Origin of the sequence: Dickeya chrysanthemi NCPPB 402 (assembly GCF_000406105.1) — a bacterium.
GTDB classification, from domain to species: Bacteria; Pseudomonadota; Gammaproteobacteria; order Enterobacterales; family Enterobacteriaceae; genus Dickeya; species Dickeya chrysanthemi.
Window position 1 is genome coordinate 1,382,938 of record NZ_CM001974.1, and the last position, 17,369, is coordinate 1,400,306.

General features: G+C 57.2%; 17 protein-coding genes and 1 pseudogene. 9 read left to right on the forward strand and 9 right to left on the reverse strand.

Annotation, left to right across the window (positions count from 1 at the left end; genetic code table 11):
• Positions 1–55 precede the first annotated feature (55 nt).
• From mepA to DCH402_RS06340, 4 genes are read left to right on the forward strand one after another with little or no spacing between them, the layout of a single operon-like run.
• Positions 56–886, forward strand: coding sequence for a penicillin-insensitive murein endopeptidase (gene mepA, locus DCH402_RS06325; RefSeq protein WP_040000376.1), 831 nt, complete (start codon positions 56–58; stop codon positions 884–886).
• A 3-nt stretch (positions 887–889) separates the two neighbouring features.
• On the forward strand, positions 890–1,690 hold the full coding sequence (locus tag DCH402_RS06330) for a sulfite exporter TauE/SafE family protein (protein ID WP_040000377.1): 801 nt from the start codon (positions 890–892) through the stop codon (positions 1,688–1,690).
• A complete protein-coding gene (locus DCH402_RS06335; RefSeq protein WP_040000378.1) occupies positions 1,690–2,253 on the forward strand; it encodes an elongation factor P hydroxylase in 564 nt (187 codons plus the stop codon). The genes DCH402_RS06330 and DCH402_RS06335 overlap by 1 nt, the downstream gene beginning before the upstream one ends.
• Positions 2,254–2,287: 34 nt before the next feature.
• The gene (locus DCH402_RS06340) at positions 2,288–2,566 is read left to right on the forward strand and encodes a YfcL family protein (protein WP_040000379.1); all 279 of its coding nucleotides are present in this window, start codon (positions 2,288–2,290) and stop codon (positions 2,564–2,566) included.
• Positions 2,567–2,614: 48 nt separating this feature from the next.
• Here DCH402_RS06340 and DCH402_RS06345 read toward each other — a convergent pair whose 3' ends face one another.
• Positions 2,615–3,526, reverse strand: coding sequence for a LysR family transcriptional regulator (locus DCH402_RS06345; protein WP_040000380.1), 912 nt, complete (start codon positions 3,524–3,526; stop codon positions 2,615–2,617).
• Between the two features lie 189 nt (positions 3,527–3,715).
• On the opposite strand from DCH402_RS06345, the gene DCH402_RS06350 reads away from it, so the two are divergent.
• The 4 genes from DCH402_RS06350 to DCH402_RS06365 all read left to right on the forward strand — a co-directional run bounded on the left by DCH402_RS06350 (position 3,716) and on the right by DCH402_RS06365 (position 7,054).
• A complete protein-coding gene (locus tag DCH402_RS06350) occupies positions 3,716–5,134 on the forward strand; it encodes a coniferyl aldehyde dehydrogenase (RefSeq protein ID WP_040000381.1) in 1,419 nt (472 codons plus the stop codon).
• Between the two features lie 92 nt (positions 5,135–5,226).
• Complete coding sequence (locus tag DCH402_RS06355) at positions 5,227–5,904, forward strand: type 1 glutamine amidotransferase domain-containing protein (protein WP_027711521.1); 678 nt, start codon at positions 5,227–5,229, stop codon at positions 5,902–5,904.
• Positions 5,905–5,929: 25 nt separating this feature from the next.
• A complete protein-coding gene (locus tag DCH402_RS06360; protein WP_040000382.1) occupies positions 5,930–6,559 on the forward strand; it encodes a glutathione S-transferase family protein in 630 nt (209 codons plus the stop codon).
• 69 nt (positions 6,560–6,628) lie between these two features.
• The gene (locus tag DCH402_RS06365) at positions 6,629–7,054 is read left to right on the forward strand and encodes an organic hydroperoxide resistance protein (protein ID WP_040000383.1); all 426 of its coding nucleotides are present in this window, start codon (positions 6,629–6,631) and stop codon (positions 7,052–7,054) included.
• A gap of 65 nt (positions 7,055–7,119) precedes the next feature.
• Here DCH402_RS06365 and DCH402_RS06370 read toward each other — a convergent pair whose 3' ends face one another.
• From DCH402_RS06370 to mnmC, 4 genes and pseudogenes are all read right to left on the reverse strand, one after another.
• On the reverse strand, positions 7,120–7,437 hold the full coding sequence (locus DCH402_RS06370; protein WP_040000384.1) for an AzlD domain-containing protein: 318 nt from the start codon (positions 7,435–7,437) through the stop codon (positions 7,120–7,122).
• Positions 7,434–8,174: an AzlC family ABC transporter permease gene (locus DCH402_RS06375; protein ID WP_081642131.1), complete on the reverse strand. Its 741-nt coding sequence runs from the start codon at positions 8,172–8,174 to the stop codon at positions 7,434–7,436. Before DCH402_RS06375 ends, DCH402_RS06370 begins: the two co-directional genes overlap by 4 nt.
• 90 nt (positions 8,175–8,264) lie before the next feature.
• Positions 8,265–9,097: pseudogene (locus DCH402_RS06380) on the reverse strand (AraC family transcriptional regulator).
• A gap of 224 nt (positions 9,098–9,321) precedes the next feature.
• Positions 9,322–11,340 (reverse strand): bifunctional tRNA (5-methylaminomethyl-2-thiouridine)(34)-methyltransferase MnmD/FAD-dependent 5-carboxymethylaminomethyl-2-thiouridine(34) oxidoreductase MnmC, encoded by a 2,019-nt coding sequence (mnmC, locus tag DCH402_RS06385; RefSeq protein ID WP_040000385.1) that lies wholly within the window; start codon positions 11,338–11,340, stop codon positions 9,322–9,324.
• Positions 11,341–11,498: 158 nt separating this feature from the next.
• On the opposite strand from mnmC, the gene fabB reads away from it, so the two are divergent.
• Positions 11,499–12,719, forward strand: a complete 1,221-nt coding sequence (gene fabB / locus DCH402_RS06390) for a beta-ketoacyl-ACP synthase I (RefSeq protein WP_040000386.1) — start codon at positions 11,499–11,501, stop codon at positions 12,717–12,719.
• 99 nt (positions 12,720–12,818) lie between these two features.
• On the opposite strand, the gene flk is transcribed toward fabB, so the two are convergent.
• The 4 genes from flk to DCH402_RS06410 all read right to left on the reverse strand — a co-directional run bounded on the left by flk (position 12,819) and on the right by DCH402_RS06410 (position 17,245).
• Positions 12,819–14,030, reverse strand: a complete 1,212-nt coding sequence (flk, locus tag DCH402_RS06395) for a flagella biosynthesis regulator Flk (RefSeq protein WP_040000387.1) — start codon at positions 14,028–14,030, stop codon at positions 12,819–12,821.
• Between the two features lie 261 nt (positions 14,031–14,291).
• Positions 14,292–15,809 carry a tripartite tricarboxylate transporter permease gene (locus DCH402_RS06400; RefSeq protein WP_040000388.1) on the reverse strand — a complete coding sequence of 506 codons (1,518 nt, stop codon included), beginning with the start codon at positions 15,807–15,809 and terminating at the stop codon, positions 14,292–14,294.
• A 15-nt stretch (positions 15,810–15,824) separates the two neighbouring features.
• Positions 15,825–16,253, reverse strand: coding sequence for a tripartite tricarboxylate transporter TctB family protein (locus DCH402_RS06405; protein WP_040000389.1), 429 nt, complete (start codon positions 16,251–16,253; stop codon positions 15,825–15,827).
• A 14-nt stretch (positions 16,254–16,267) separates the two neighbouring features.
• Entirely contained in the window at positions 16,268–17,245 is a 978-nt protein-coding gene (locus DCH402_RS06410) for a Bug family tripartite tricarboxylate transporter substrate binding protein (RefSeq protein ID WP_040000390.1), read from the reverse strand.
• Between the last annotated feature and the right edge of the window lie 124 nt (positions 17,246–17,369).

Sequence of the window (17,369 nt, forward strand, 5' to 3'; positions counted from 1 at the left end):
ATACCAAACCGGGGAATACACCGGTCGCGAAGACCATAACGAACGACACAACATAATGAAAATAAACTGGATTGGGATGGCGGCGCTGCTGTGGTGCAGCACCGCGCTGGCGAAGACACCGTGGCAGGAAATCACGCATCCGGTGGCGGGTCAGCCGCAGGCCATCGGCGCGTTTGCCAATGGGTGTATCATCGGCGCACAGCCGCTGGCGTTGCAGTCGCCTGATTATCAGGTGATGCGCGTTGATCAACGACGCTACTTCGGTCATCCGGATCTGCTGGCGTTTATTCACCGCCTCAGCGGCAACGTACATCGAACCACCGGCGGTACGGTGTTGATCGGCGACATGGGGATGCCGGCCGGCGGACGCTTCAGTAGCGGTCATGCCAGCCATCAATCGGGACTGGATGTGGATATCTGGCTGCAACTGCCGCGCCAGCGCTGGAGCCAGCAGCAGTTGTTGCAGCCGCAGCCGCTGGACCTGGTGATGGCGGACGGTAAAAACATTAATCCGCGCGTCTGGTCGCCGGATGTGCTGAAGCTGGTGAAAACCGCGGCGCAGGATAACGATGTCACGCGCATCTTTGTGAACCCCGCCATCAAAAAACAACTGTGTCTGGAAGCGGGAAGCGATCGCAACTGGTTGCACAAGGTTCGGCCGTGGTTTGCTCATCGCGCCCATATGCACGTACGGCTGCGTTGCCCGCCTGAGAGTCTGGAATGTCAGGAGCAGGACACGCCGCCGGCAGGCGACGGGTGCGGTGCCGAGTTGAACAGTTGGTTCCAGCCGAAAAAACCGGGGGCCGAATCGCCGGCTAAAACGACGCCGCCGCCGTTGCCTCCCTCCTGTCAGGCATTGCTTGATCGTCATCTGATTGCGGAATAATTCATGGAATGGTTTGTTGTCGGGCCGGACATTCTGGCTTTGCTGTTTTTAGCCAGCGTGATCGCCGGTTTTGTGGATTCGATCGCGGGCGGCGGCGGATTGTTGTCCATCCCGGTGTTACTGGCGGCGGGGTTATCGCCGGCTCAGGTACTGGCGACCAACAAATTGCAGGCGGTTGGCGGCTCTTTTTCCGCCAGCCTGTATTTCATCCGTCGCAAAGCGGTGGATATGAAAATACTCAGGCTGACCGTGCCGTTGACTTTTCTGGGTGCGGTATTCGGTGCCTGGCTGATCCAGCAGATTCACGCTGATTTCATGCGTAAGTTATTGCCGGTGCTGGTGATTGGTATCGGTCTCTATTTTCTGCTGATGCCGAAAGTAGGGGGAGACGATCGGCAGGCGCGTCTGTCGCTGTTGCCGTTTTCCCTGCTGGGCGGCGCCTGCGTTGGTTTTTATGACGGATTTTTCGGACCGGGAGCCGGGTCATTTTACGCGTTGGCGTATGTCACGTTGCTGGGGTTCAATCTGGCAAAAGCCACCGCGCACGCCAAGGTGCTTAACTTTACCTCCAACTTCGGCAGCCTGCTGTTTTTCATGTTAGGCGGGCAGGTGGTTTGGGGAATTGGGTTGGTCATGCTGGTCGGGCAAATTATCGGTGCCCGTCTGGGGGCAAAAATGGTACTCACCAGAGGGCAAAAACTTATCCGCCCGATGCTGGTTATCATGTCCGCCCTGATGAGTATTAAATTGATTCATGACAACCACGGCGGCGATATTGCCCGTTGGTTGGGACAGCTATTCTGATGACGATGTTGACTGAAACTGCAAACACTCACCATTACGACCAGTTGATCACTATTTTCAATCGGTGTTTTAGTGAAGAGTTCAATACCCGCCTGATAAAAGGCGACGATGAGCCTATCTACCTGCCGGCCGACGAGCAGGCGCCGTATCACCGAGTCGTATTTGCTCACGGGTTTTACGCCAGCGCCATGCACGAGATCTCCCACTGGTGTATCGCCGGCGAAGCACGGCGTAAGTTAGTGGATTTCGGCTATTGGTACTGCCCGGACGGGCGCGATGCCGCGACTCAAAGCCAGTTCGAAGTGGTGGAAATCAAGCCGCAGGCGCTGGAGTGGATGTTCTGCGTGGCCGCCGGCTTCCCGTTTAATGTCAGTTGCGACAACCTGAACGGCGATGTCGACCCGGATCGTATCGCTTTCCAGCGCCGGGTTCACGCGCAGGTGATGGTTTATCTGCAACAGGGCGTGCCTGGCCGGCCTGCGCGTTTTATTCAGGCATTGCAGGACTATTACCACACTGCGCCGCAAACCGCGGCGGATTTCCCTTATCCGGCCGATCTGTAATGTTCGGCGGACAACAGACATTTAAGGACCATCAATGATCGCAGTATTTGAGGCGCGCATCCTGACGCTGATTGACAATATGGTGGAGCACGCCAGCGATGATGAACTGTTTGCCAGCGGTTACCTGCGTGGTCACCTGACGCTGGCGGTAGCAGAAGCCGAAGCGCATGGCGAACAGACGGCGCAGGCGTTACATGATCGCGTACAGGAAAGCCTGAATCAGGCGATTAAAAACGGCGAACTGTCGCCGCCGGATCAGGCGCTGGTCGCCCAGGTGTGGGACGCACTCTACCAGCAGGCGCAAGTGCAGTAATCCTGGCGGGCCGAAAGGGGCGAACGCCTGTTTCGGCCTGTAACGTCACTATTTGTTCCGATGCGGATCTCCGTGTTTTTGCCTTAACCGAAACAGCAACGCCTGCCTGGCATGAGCGACGCGCGGCTGGCGCAACGCACTGGGTTGCCACAATAAATAGTAACTGCGGTTGGCTCGCGCAATCGGCGCGGGAATTTCACAAAGCTCACCTCGTTCGATATACGGCGTACACAAATAGGCGGGGAGTGCGCTCCAGCCAAACCCTTCACACAATAAACTGCACAGCGCGCGTAAATCCTGACCCACCATCGCCGGGAGAATGGTGGGCGCCTGGACTTTATTGGCGGTAAACCAGTTATCGATAAGCGGCAGCGTCAGGCTATAGGCCAGTAGCGGCTCGGTTTGCATTGCCGCCAGCGTGTCCGGCGCTTTAGCCAGCCGGGCGACCACCTGTGGTGCGGCAACCGCCATAATTTCATCGGTCAGCATCAATTCGCTTTTTAACCGGTTGTCATTTGACGGCGCGGCGGAGATCCCCAGATCGCAGTAACCTTCGAGCAGACTTTGGACAATCACGTCGTAATCGCCGGTTTGCATCCGGACGCGTACCCCCACCTCCAGTAGCGGCAGCAATTGTTTGGCGACGACTTCAGCCAGAAAATCCGCGTGCCCGATGATTTGCAATGCGCCGGCCAGTTCCAGCGAACGCGCTTTTGCCGATGCCAGCGCGTTTTCCGCCTCATCCAGCCGGTCACCGATATCCGCTGCCAGCTCATCCGCCGCCGAGGTAGGAATGACCCCGCGTGTTTGCCGTGCAAATAAAGGATGCCCAATTGAGGCTTCCAGACCGGCGATATGCTGCGACACCGCCGGTTGCGTCAGATTGAGCGTCCGGGCGGCACTGCTGATGGAACGCTGCCGATACACCTCGATAAAGGTTCTTAAACGAACGAGAGACATAGAGAATCCATAAATTTTTTTATACCTATACCAAAATATGCTAGTTGGTCACAACCGCTTAACACCAGTAAAGTGCGCTCCATCAAAACAAAATTGTTTCTTGCCGGAGAATTTTTCGGCAGGACGTAGAGAAAAATTTATACCACGCGGTGTACAAAAACTCCGCACGATGGGTAAGGAGCTATCACAATGCCTTTAGCGCAAACAAGCAACGATTTAAAAGCGATATTGCAGACCATGAAGAACGCCCACATCGCGACCGGGCCTGCCGATGCTGCGCTGCGTCGTGACAGACTGGTGCGCAGCGCCCTGCTTATCCGGGAAAACTATTCGTCGCTCAGCAAAGCGATGGATGCGGATTTTGGTCACCGTAGCTTGTATCAGTCGTTGGTCGCCGATATGGCCACGACAGTGAAAACGCTTGAGCATTCCGCAGAATACGTAGCGGAGTGGATGAAACCGACGCTTGTCGATAGCCCGATGCCGGGGATGCAATCCTGGATACAGCGTCAACCGCTGGGGGTGGTAGGGGTCATCAGCCCATGGAATTTCCCTATCAATCTGGCGTTTGCTCCGCTGGCCGGCGTGTTTGCCGCCGGCAACACCGCCATGCTGAAACCATCGGAACTGACGCCGGCGACATCGGAACTGCTGGCGGAACTGATCGCCCGTTATTTTGACCCGCTGGAGCTGGAAGTGGTGTTGGGTGATGCGGCAATCGGCGCGGCATTCAGTAGCTTGCCGTTTGATCATTTGGTCTTTACCGGTAGTTCTGCCGTTGGCCGCCATGTCATGCGTGCTGCCGCGGAGAACCTGGTGCCGGTCACGCTGGAACTGGGCGGGAAATCGCCGGTGGTGATTGACCACGATGCCGATGTCGCTCTGGCGGCGCAGCGGACGCTAACGGTGAAAACCTTTAATGCCGGGCAGATTTGCCTTTCCCCCGACTATGTCATGCTGCGTGAAGACCAGGTCGATGCCTTTGTACATGCCGGTAAGACATTCATGACACAGGCATTTCCGACGCTTCAGCAGAACCCGGACTATACGGCTATTATTACGTCGCGACACTATGAGCGTCTGGTCGGATTGTTAACGGATGCCGCAAGCAAAGGGGCGACATTGTTGAGCCTGGCCCCGCAGGGTGAACCGGATTTCGACGCCGCTTCCCGCAAAATCGCGCCGCATCTGGTCCTGAACGTGACTGATGATATGCAGATTATGCAGGAAGAAATCTTCGGACCGCTGTTGCCGATTCGCACCTGTTCTTTGCAGGAAGAGGCGATTGCGTACATCAATGCGCACCCTCGTCCGCTGGCGGCGTATTACTTCGGCCAACAGACGGCGCGGCAAACCCTGTTCGCTGAACGCACCACCTCGGGTGCACTGGTTATCAATGATGTGATGACGCACGCCAGTATCGATGAGCTGCCCTTCGGCGGGGTGGGGGCATCCGGGATGGGGGCTTACCACGGCATTCATGGTTTCCAACGTTTTAGCCATGCCAAACCGATTGTGGTCCAAAATGAAGAGGGAACCTCAAACCTGCGTTTACGGGCACCCTATAGCGACAAACTGTCTCAGCTTGAAGCGTTTCTGAACGACTAATGTTTCTGAACAACAAATGTTTCTGAACGACCACGACTTTCTAACTGGTTGATGTAAATACACCCGCGAGGGGTGATGTGAGGAGAATTACGATGAAAATATTGATGGTGTTGACGTCCCATGATCAGTTGGGAAATACAGGTAAAAAAACCGGTTTCTGGCTGGAAGAGTTTGCTGCCCCTTACTACGTGTTTAAAGATGCAGGCGCCGAGGTCGTGCTGGCATCGCCGGCTGGCGGACAGCCGCCGCTGGATCCGAAAAGCGATTTACCGGAATTTCAAACCGAGCTGACCCACCGTTTCAAGGCCGATCCGGCCGCTCAGCAGGCACTGGCTACGACAGTAAAACTGGACAGCGTCAGCATGGATGATTTCGACACGGTGTTCTATCCGGGGGGGCATGGCCCGCTGTGGGATTTGGCTGAATCGCCGACCTCTATTGCCCTGATTGAAGCGTTTGAACGTGCCGGGAAGCCGATAGGTTTTGTCTGCCATGCGCCCGGCGTGTTGCGCCACGTCAAGGCGGCGAATGGTGAGCCGCTGATCAAAGGCCGTCGGGTTACCGGGTTTACCAATTCGGAAGAAGCCGCGGTGGAATTAACCGATGTGGTGCCGTTTTTGATTGAAGACGAGTTCCAAAAACTGGGTGGGTTGTACTCCAAGGGACCGGACTGGCACCCCTATCTGGTTGAAGACGGCAAGTTGATTACCGGTCAGAATCCGGCCAGTTCGGAAGTGGTCGCCAAAGCATTGTTAAAACAGCTGGCTTAATCGGTTGATAAAGGAAACGGGCAGAATGGGCATAAAGCTACATCATCTGAATGACTCGCGATCCATGCGTATCCTCTGGTTGCTTGAAGAAGCGCAGCTTCCTTATGAGTTGGTCCGCTACCGGCGCAACCCGACGACGCAACTGGCGCCGGAAGAACTGAAGGCTATCCACCCATTGGGTAAATCGCCGGTGGTTGAGATTGACGGCAAGGTGATTGTCGAGTCAGGCGCTATCGTTGAGTACATTATCGGTAAGTACGCACCGCACCTGGCACCCGACGCGCAGGAAGCCTGTTATGTCGACTATCTGCAATGGATTCATTTTGCGGAAAGCTCGGCCATGCTGCCTGTGTTACTGAAAGTGTTTAATCAGTTTGAAAAACAAAATGGTCAGACGTTGCAGTTTCTGGATGCGTATGCCGAAACAGAATTCAGAAAAGTGTTTGCTTATCTGGACGACTACCTTGCCTCGCGTGAGTTTATTGTCGGACAGCGCCTGACCGGGGCGGATTTTATGCTGGGCTTCGTCGTGAAGCTGGTCACGGAGCGGTTTAATCTGGGGCAGCAATACCCCAACATTCTCCGTTATGCGACGCGATTGTCTGATACGCCGAGCTGGCAGAAGGCGCAGCGTCTGGAATCGGCACCGGCATAAGTGGTGTCGGCTTCCGACACGTCTACTGATGTTAAAACGGTTATTTTGTCTTAAATAGGAGTCACTGTTATGGCTGTTGAAAAAGTACTGTATCGTGCCCAGGCGTCGGTAACCGGCGGGCGGGATGGACACGCGGTGTCTGAGGATAATCACCTCGACCTGAAACTGACCACGCCGCGTGAATTGGGTGGGCTCGGTGGTTCCGGCACCAACCCCGAACAGCTGTTTGCCGCCGGTTATGCCGCATGTTTTACCGGCGCGCTGAAACTGGTGGCCTCCAAAGAGAAGGTGCTGGTGCCGTCAACCACCGTGATTGAAGGGCTGGTGGGCATTGGTCAATCCGGTGATGGTTTCGGCATCGAAGTTGAGCTGCGGATTACCATTCCCGGCATGGATAAGGTACAGGCGCAGGCACTGGTGGAAAAAGCGCATCAGGTTTGCCCGTACTCCAACGCGACTCGCGGCAATGTAGATGTGACGCTGACGGTGCTGTAACCGCTCATCGCAATCAGGGATGACCACCGGACGGTCATCCCACGTTTTTTAAGGGAGTGAGGGGCTTATGGCAGTAGCCAGAAGCAAAGCAGATAAAACACACCCAAGCTTCCCATTACCGCCAGCATCGTGTGGCGAATCAGTAATGCTATCACTACGCTGCCTATCGCACCCCACAGATACGGGTTATCCGGCAAGGGGCGCAGCGTGTCCTGCTGCATCAGGATCACCGGGCCGCAAATCGCCGTCAGCAGGCAGGGGGCCGAATAGTTAAGCGCTTCCCGAAATAAGGCCGGCAGCCTGACGGGAACGCTGGGTTCCAGAAACACGTAGCGATAGGTAAATACCACCAGCGCCAACAGTAACAATAATCCCCAACTCATGATGTTTCTCCTGATGTTTCTCCGGTGAGCCGGGCCGTGATAACGGCCAGAGCCATACCGCCTAACCCGGCGATCATCATCGCCCCTTCGATACGCCAGTAAGCCAGCAACATCGACATGAACAGTGAAAACAGCGTCCCCGCCAGTACCGGCAGACGTTTCACCATCGGCACCACCAGCGTGATAAAGGTCGCGACAATAGAAAAATCCAGATGGTAGCGCTCAAGATTGGGGAGTGCGTGGGCCATCACGATTCCCGCCAGGCTACAGGTTACCCAGCATAGATAGAACGTCAGCCCGGCGCCGATCAGATAAGCGGTAGTCAGCCGGGTTTTGGCCGCAATGGCCAGCGCAAACAGCTCATCCGTCAGCAGAAAACCGAGTAACAGGCGATAGCGTGCTGCTAACGGTGCGATGGTGGGGCGTAATGTCAGCCCGTAAATCAGATGTTGGGCGGTAATCACCATCACGGTCAGTAACACGGTCACGGCGCTGCTGCCGGACATCAACAGGCCAAGCGTCACCAGTTGCGCTGCGCCGGCAAAGATAATCGCCGACATGCCGACCCCTTGCCAGAATGTCAGCCCGGCCTGCACGGCCATCGAACCGGCCAGAATCCCCCAGGGAATAACCGAAACGCACAGCGGCAGCATGGCGACAGCGCCGCTGACAAACTGGCTGGATGCCGAATCCGGCGAATACCGCCGTGACAAAGCGGTGAAAATTGACAATGACATACCCTCGACCTTCCTTATTCTTCAACGCATGACGCGAAAGAATAGGCGCTACAGCCGAGGCGGTATTGAAGGAAATTGCTTTGTGAGAGGCTACTTCAACGTACGCACGAACTCCCCCGGCGTGATCCCCATCGCCCGTTTGAAATGACGGTTGAAGTGGCTTTGGTCGGAAAATCCGCATTGGGAGGCGGTATCAGACAGGCTGATGCCTGTTATCAGCAGTGAACGCGCCTGACGCAGGCGGGCCTGAATCAGATAAGCATGGGGCGTCATGCCCACTACAGATTTGAATTGCCTGAGAAAATGCCAGGGGCTGAGGCCGGTTATCTCCGCCAGTTGCAACAAAGACGTATCTTGCTCCGGGGCGTCGTCAAGCCAGCATTTTGCCCGCAGAATCGCGGGGGTCGCCTGTGGCAGTGCCCGTCCGTCGGCGCGGGTTTTGCTGTTTTCATCATCAGCCAGCTTAATGATGAAAACAGCAGCGTTTCTTTCAGCAGGCTATTGCCGGCTTGCGGCAGCAGGGTGAAAGCCAGCCGAAATTGCGCGGATAAGCCGGGATCATGAACCACCGCGTCGGGAAACCAGGGAATTGCACCCTGGGGGACGCGCAGGTCGCGCGACAGATGACATAACAAATCCGGCGAAGGATAAATGGCGCGATAAGACCAGCCGCTGGCCACCGCCGCATGGCCGGTATGTATCTCATCGGCATTAACCAGAATAATATCGCCGCTGGGCGCAACATGCTCACCGCCGGTGCGGTAAAACCGCTGAGCGCCTTCCTCAATCACACCGATGCAGAAGTTTTCGTGTGAATGACGGGAAAAACGTTGCCGGTGGTAGCGTGCCTGTAGCATTTCCAGACCACCCAGTTCTTTCAGGTGGTGAAATTGCACTTTTTCCCGTAACGACGTGGTTTCCATCATCGGCTCCCGACCCCGGTTGATCCTCATTATCTTTCACGTTGAGGCGCTGTAGCAGGCTCATAAAGCGAGTCTGGTGTTGTGGGCGCTGTCGGCCGCATTCGCGCCGGCGAGTGGCGATGTGTCGCATACCCCACGCGCTCGCCGCTATCCTGCCGCGCGAATAATTGGCGGTATAGTACGAAATTGCTGCCGTATCGAATACGTGTAACCCCTATATTCGGTTATACCGCTTTGCCTTTCAGCAACTTTCTTACCCAGAAACGATGAGGATGCAACGCCGCCAGCGTATCGCTATCCAGCGGTAGCGGTTCGCCGAATAACTGGGATGCCAGGATTTCGGCGGCCAGCGGTGCAGAACATAAGCCGCGCGAGCCCAACGCGCCGAGCAGATAGAGATTCGGCCAGGCGGGGGCCGCGGCTATCTCTGCGCCAGCGGCAAGCTGTTCGGGCAGATGTTGATACCCGGCGAGTGTTTGCTGGTAATCGGGCACCTGACCGATCAACGGCAGATGATCGCGAATGGCGCAACGCACGCCGCATCGCGCCTGTTGCCCGGAAATGTCTATCGAGGTCGGCCAGTCGCTGTCGGGCAGGCAATCAATGAGCCGCTGACGGTTCTGCCGTTGTTCGGCTTCACGGTAATCGGTGGTGGTGTCGCCACGATGATAACTGGCACCGATGCAGTGTGTCTGATGACGTGGGCTGACCGGCGTCAGGTAACCGTCGTAACACAGCACCTGACGCAGCGCCGATAACGGCGGCGTGTCGGGGAGGTGACTGACCTGGCCACGTACCGCGTAAACGGGTAGGTGACGGGTCTGCTCCCAGTCGTTTATCTGATGACCGTTCGCCAGCACCACCGTTGCGTGACGCACCTGACGGCCATCCGCCAGCGTCAGTTGCCAGCTGTTACCGGTCGGCGCGAGTGCCGTCACGCTGACGGCAAGGTGCGCCTGGAGCCCTTGTCTGCAGGCCAGCATGAAGGCTGATTCGGTCAGTTCGGCCGGGCATAGCCAACCACCCTGTGGGTAGGTGAGGCCATGGGTGTGCAACGGCAGGCCGGCCTGTTCGGTCAGCGTGTCGGCATCCGCCGGGTGCACCAGCATATCCGGCCAGTTGCCCGCCAGAATCTGTGCAAGTTTACGTGTGCTTTTTTCATCGTAAGCCAGTTGGCTAACGCCGCACCAGTCGTGTTCAAACGCCACACCTTGTGCAGCGAGGTCGTCGTAGCAGCGGTGTGCGAAGCCGAATGCGGTGGCGAAGAACCCTGACAAGGCATCCTGCTTGTCATTCAGCAGTGGATAGAGCGCCCCCTGCCGATTGCCGGAGGCGCGTTGCCCCACCTGTTCGTCGGCGCAATACAGCGTAACCTGCGCACCGCGCCGTTGCAGCGCGAGCGCCGTCAGGACGGCAGCGATACCGCCGCCGATAATCGCCACCTCTTGCGGATGCGCAGCGGCGGGGCGCGCGTACCAGGGGAATGGGTGAGGCGGTTCGCTGCGATGCAAGACGGTGCCGCATAGCATTTCCCGCTTCTGTCCGAATCCTTTGATTTTGCTGACCTGAAACCCTGCCTGTTGCAGGCCGCGACGCACAAAACCGGCGGCGGTGAAGGTGGCGAACGTTCCCCCGTGGCGGCACAGATGCGCCATAGCGTTAAACAAGGTTTCAGTCCACATGTCCGGATTTTTAGCCGGCGCAAATCCATCCAAAAACCAGGCATCGATATGGTGCGTCAGGCTGTTGTCCAACCTCGGCAGCAGCGTATTGACATCACCGAACCACAGATCTAGCGTGATGCGTCCTTGTGCAAGAATCAGCCGATGACAACCGGGCAGCGCCAGCGGCCATTGTCGTTGCAGTTCATCGGCGAAGGGAGCCAGCTCCGGCCAGGCGGCATGTGCGGCGGCCAGATCCGACTGACGCAGCGGAAACTTTTCAAAACTGATGAAGTGCAGGCGCTGCAAGGCGGCATCCGGCTGTTGCCGGCGAAACCCGTCGAACGCCTGCCATAACGTCAAGAAATTCAGCCCGGTACCAAAACCGGTTTCCGCAATGGTCAGCACCGGGCCGGTATGTTCAAGGAAGCGTTGCGGAAAACCGTTGCCTTGCAGAAAGACATAGCGGGTTTCCGCCAGCCCGTCCTGGTTGGAAAAATAGACGTCATCAAACTGTTGCGATACAGGTGTACCCTGATCGTTCCAATTCAGGTCTGCATGTTGGATGGCGGGGCTGGTCACGGCAGCTCACTCATTATTCAGGCGGTGGCGCGATTCTAGCGACTGGTTTATTAAGTCGCAAATTTGAGAAAAGTTAGTCTGATCGGACTTGTTCAGCTTACAACTGTACGCTAAAGTGCGGAGCTAAATCCAAACTCTACAAGCGGAAGAGGTATTGAATGAAACGTGCGGTGATTACGGGTCTGGGGATCCTGTCCAGTATCGGTAATAACAAAGAAGAAGTGCTGGCATCCCTGCGTGAAGGCCGTTCTGGCATCACTTTCTCCCAAGAAATGAAAGATTCCGGCATGCGCAGTCACGTCTGGGGTAACGTCAAGCTGGATACGGCAGGCCTGATCGAGCGTAAGATTGTGCGTTTCATGAGCGATGCCTCTATCTACGCTTATCTGTGCATGGAGGAAGCCATCAAGGATTCCGGGCTGTCCGAAGAGACTTACCAAAACAACCCGCGAGTCGGATTGATCGCGGGTTCCGGCGGCGGTTCTCCGCGCTTCCAGGTGTTTGGCGCCGATGCCATGCGCAGCCCACGCGGCCTGAAAGCCGTTGGTCCGTATGTGGTAACCAAGGCTATGGCTTCAGGTGTTTCCGCCTGTCTGGCGACGCCGTTCAAAATCCACGGCGTGAACTACTCCATCAGTTCTGCCTGTGCCACCTCTGCACACTGTATCGGTAACGCGGTTGAGCAGATTCAGATGGGCAAACAGGACATCGTGTTTGCCGGCGGCGGTGAAGAGCTGTGCTGGGAACTGGCATGTGAATTCGACGCGATGGGCGCGCTGTCCACTAAGTACAACGAGACGCCGGAACGCGCTTCCCGTACTTATGACGCGGATCGCGACGGTTTCGTTATCGCCGGCGGCGGCGGTATGGTGGTAGTGGAAGAGCTGGAACACGCGCTGGCACGCGGTGCGCACATCTACGCTGAAGTGGTCGGCTACGGCGCCACTTCCGACGGTGCCGACATGGTTGCGCCGTCAGGCGAAGGTGCAGCTCGCTGCATGAAGCTGGCGTTGCAGGATGTCGATACGCCGGTGGATTACATCAATACCCACGGCACTTCAACGCCGGTGGGCGATGTGAAAGAACTGTGGGCTATCCGTCAGGTGTTCGGCGACAACGTTCCGCCGATTTCCGCCACCAAAGCCATGACCGGCCACTCACTGGGGGCTGCAGGCGTGCAGGAAGCTATTTATACCCTGCTGATGTTGGAGCACGGTTTCATTGCGCCGAGCATCAACGTTGAAACGCCGGATGAACAGGCGCAGGGCATGAACATCGTTACCGAGCCGACTGAGCGTAACCTGACGACCGTGATGTCCAACGGCTTCGGGTTCGGCGGCACCAACGCCGTACTGGTGATGCGCAAATACGCGCAGTAACAGTAATCGGTAATTATGCAGAGAATACCGGGCTTGCCCGGTATTCTTTTATCTGACGCGCGTTGCCGTCAACCTGCCTTTCCCTGTGATTTCCACGCCTTACAGTAATACCCACATCAACAACGCCACCACCAGCATCGCTACCAGCGCCAGCCCGATCGGCTTATTCACCAGCGGCCGCCATTCCTGCGGCAACGCCATGATTAACGGGTTGATAAACGGCTGCAACGGCACGGTGGACGCTTCTTGTATTTGCTGGAGGCGCCGCCGGTAGAGAAAGGTCGCCACGTCGCTGATTTGTGACGGCGTAAGCGGCGTTTGCGGCGTGATATTCAGCGTATTGCGGGTGAAGTCCTGCAACAGTTGCTGCTCCTGCTGGTCGAGCGGCTGTCTGAGCGCCGCCTGCAAGGTACTCAGGGTTGGCGATGTGTGCTGTTGTAACAAAAGGCTTTGTGTATTGAGAAACTGGCTTAATACCTGAAAATTCTTCGCCGGAATCGGGTCGCCGGTTTTCAATCCTTGCATGTCCATCAACGTTTGCCAGACCTTGCCCGGCGATTCGCCGCTCAGCGCCACCAGTTTTGCCACCAGTTGATTAAGCTGATTGTGTTCCGCCGGCAGTAATGCCCGGTCCAGCAAGGCGTTTATTGACGGATTCGCGCCGGAGCCGCCCGGCACGACGCCGGCCTGTAATAAGGCGGCCAGTTGCTGAGACGTTGGCGGCAGCGGCGAGGGAAGGGGGGTGGCTGTGGGTGTTTGAGGAAACGGGATCGGTTGCCCGGTGGCGGTATTACCGAACGTCAGCGTTGGGGTGTTGCCGTTGGTCGATAACAGTGTGGCGGCCTGCGGTAACTGGCCGTTTTGCAACAACGCCACCACCAGTTTCAGTTGCGAGGGCGTCAGCGAGCTGAGCACGGTATGACCAAATTGCTGGCGAATGAAATCGCTGGCAACCTGACGGTTATTGCCCTGCGACAACATTGAGGTCAACTGTTGCAGCAACTGGCGGGTATCCTGCGAGCCTTGCACGGTTGCCAGCCGAGTCTGCAAGCTTTGCTCGGCCGCCGGGAATTGGCTGGCGAGCAGATCCGCGTTGTTTTTCGTCCCTAATTCAGCACGCACGGTGGCCCAGATTTCCGCAGGCTTGGCGCCGCTTAGGGTGGAAATCTGCGTCACCAGCTTTTCCAACGTAGTGCGCTGCGCCAGCGTCAACGGTAAATCATCCATCTGGGCGGCGGCTTTTGACAGCGTGGTTTCCAGCGGCTTTTCTCCCGGCAGGGAAACATTACCGGGGTTATTGATCGGTTGCATGTTGTGATCCTTACCCTAGACGCATGACGGGGTTGTCCTCCACCCGATGATGTTATCGCATCACACCGGCTCGACACACCTGGCGTCATCATAACAACGGCGCGCTATTACCGATAGTCGTTGACCTGCAACAGGTTAACATTCCGTTGCGTAGGGAAAAAAGGCGAGAAAATGCATGGTCGGGGAAAAGCGTGCGGATCACCGAGGGTAAAGCGGCGCGCGGATGACATCATCCGCGGCGCTCGCTTTATCGTAACGCAGTCAGGTACGAGGGACGGACTGCAACTGGGTACGGCGACGCCGCCAGTATTTCAGCATCGGCGGTACGACCAAAATCAGTACGGCCATGCTCAGTAATGTCTGGCTGATGCGGCCTTCCCACAGGATGGATAACCCGCCGTTACTGATGGACAAGGCGCGGCGCAGGTTCTGCTCCAGCATTTCTCCCAACACGAAACCGAGGATCAGCGGCGACATGGGAAAGTCCATTTTGCGCAGCAGGTATCCGAACACGCCCAGCCCGACCATCAGCAGCAGGTCAAAGGTGGTGCTGTGCACCGCGTAAACGCCGACGGCGGAAATCGCGGCAATCGCCGGCACCAGAAACCACATTGGAATGGCCAGCATACGGGTGAACAGGCCAATCATCGGCAGATTGAGCAATAGCAACATCAGGTTGCCGATCAGCATGGCGGCGATCAGCCCCCAGACGATGTCCGGCTGTTCGGTAAACATGGCCGGGCCCGGCGTAATGTTGTACAGCGTCAGCGCGCCCATCATCACGGCGGTGGTGCCGGAGCCGGGAACGCCCAGCGTCAGCATCGGAATAAACGAGCCGCAGGCTGAGGCGTTATTGGCGGCTTCCGGCGCGGCCACACCGCGGATGTCGCCTTTACCGAAACTGTCGCTGTTGCCGCTGATTTTTTTCTCCGTCATCCAGGCCATGGCGCTGGCGATAGTAGCGCCCGCACCCGGCAGTATCCCCACAAAGAACCCCAGCAGTGAGGAACGCAACGTCGCCCCGATGCACTGTATGCCTTCGCGAACGTTGAACAACATGCGCCCGGTGGCTTTGGTGACCTTTTGCCCGCTGCCGGTTTGCTCCAGCATCAACAGAATTTCGCTGACGGAAAACAGGCCGATAACCACCACCACGAATTGAATACCGTCCGACAGGTGGACGCTATCGAACGTGAAGCGATAAACACCGGTATTCGCATCCACGCCGACGGTGGCCATCGACAAGCCAATCAACGCCGCCAGGAAAGATTTCAGCGGGTTGTGGCTCATCATGCTGCCAAGGCAGGCGATGGCGAATACCATCAGGGCGAAATATTCCGCGGGGCCGAAAGCCAGCGACCAGTTAGCCAGCAAGGGCGCAAACAGAATGATGCCGGTAATCGCGATGCTGGAGCCGACGAATGAACTGACGGCGGAGATAGACAACGCCACGCCGGCTTTGCCCTGTTGCGCCATCGGGTAGCCATCAAGGGCCGTCATGATAGCGCCGGCATCGCCCGGTACATTCAACAAAATGGAAGAAATACGCCCGCCGTATTCGCAGCCGAGATAAACGGTGGCAAGCAGAATCAACGCGGATTCCGCCGGCAGTTTGAGTGCGAAGGCCAGCGGCATCAGAATCGCCACGCCGTTGATTGGGCCAAGGCCGGGCAGCAGCCCGACAATGGTGCCGATAAAACAGCCGATCAGCGCAATCATCAGATTTTGCGGGGTCATCGCTACCGCAAAACCCTGCATCAGAAAAGACCAGGTATCCATGAGTGAGTCTCCCGGTTAAAGCCACGCGCCGGCCGGCAGCGTAACGTCGAGCAATTTATCGAAGGCGTAAAACAGCGATACGCCCATGACCGCACCGGACAGCGCCGCCACCCACCACACGGCGCCAAACAGTATGCCGATGCCGCAACCCAGCAGAGCGGTGGTCAGCGGGAAGCCGAGCGGTTCAAACAACCAGGCGTACAGCGCCAGCATGATCACCAGCAGCAGCAAGCGCCGACGAACCGCGGCGGCAGGCCAGACAAGGGGATCCGGTTTACGCAGCAACATCAGGACGGCGCACAGCGTCATCAACCCCAAAATCGCGATGGGAAACGGTCGCGGGCCAACCGGCTCGTAACTGTATTCGCTCTGGATACCCCAGCCGACAACCAGCCCGATCAGGCATAGCACCAGCCAGATTCCGCCAAACAAACGATCGCTCATGATGCGCTCCTCTTTTATTTAGCCAGCCCGAACAACTTCGCCTGCTCGCGGTAATCCGCCACCTGCTTTTTGACGTAGGCATCCAGCGCCTGTCCGGTCAGGTTGAATTCGAACAAGCCGCGCAAGTCACGTTGTTTTTTGAATTCCTCGGTGGTGACGATGTGCTTAAACGCCTGTTCCCACCACTGGTAGCTGGCATCGCTGACTTTGGGGCCGAGATAGAAACCGCGGATGATCGGCCACACGAGGTCATACCCTTGCTCTTTAGCGGTGGGGATGCCGGCGAGCGGCCCCGGCAGACGTTGCTCGGAAAATACCGCCAGAACCCGAATTTTGCCGCCCTGCAGATGGGGAACCATTTCACTAATATCGCCGGAAACCGCCTGTACATGCCCGCCCAGCATGGCGGTCAGCGGTTCGCCGCCGCCTTCAAACGCGACGTAGCGCATATCACGCGGGCTGATCCCGGCGTGACGCGCCAGCATCGCGGTTTTCATCCAGTCCTGACTGCCGATGGACGCCCCGGCGCCGACCACCACCTGATTAGGGCTTTTCTGCATGGCGCTGAGCAGATCTTTCAGTGTCTGATAAGGGGCGTCGGCCCGTACCGCGATCATGCCGTAGTCGGTGCCGACCGCCGCCAGCCATTTCACATCATCAACGCCGTAGCGCCCGAACTTTCCCTGCGCCAGATTAAGCAGCGAGCCGCCGGAAAAGGCCACCACGGTGCCGGGCTCGTCCGGGCGTTGCGCCACGATGGCGTTATACGCGACGGCGCCGACTCCGCCGGGCATGTAAGTCACGCGCATCGGGCTGTCGAGCGTGCCGGTTTCCTGTAGCGATATCTGCAGTAACTTACAGGTTAAATCGAAACCGCCGCCCGGTTTGGCCGGTGCGATGCATTCGGTGCGGGCCGGCGCGGCGGCCTGAACGGCGGTTGTATTGGCAAATAATCCGCACAGCGTCAGAGAAAGGGCGAGGTATTTTTTCATTGTCATTCCTTCCTGTTTTTATCATTCCCAACGTGGGAGTGTTGTTGGATTGTTAATGATGTAACCTTTCAGTTGCCTTTCGGTTATTGGAAATGTGTTCAGGATGTGATTACCGTCGCTTAAA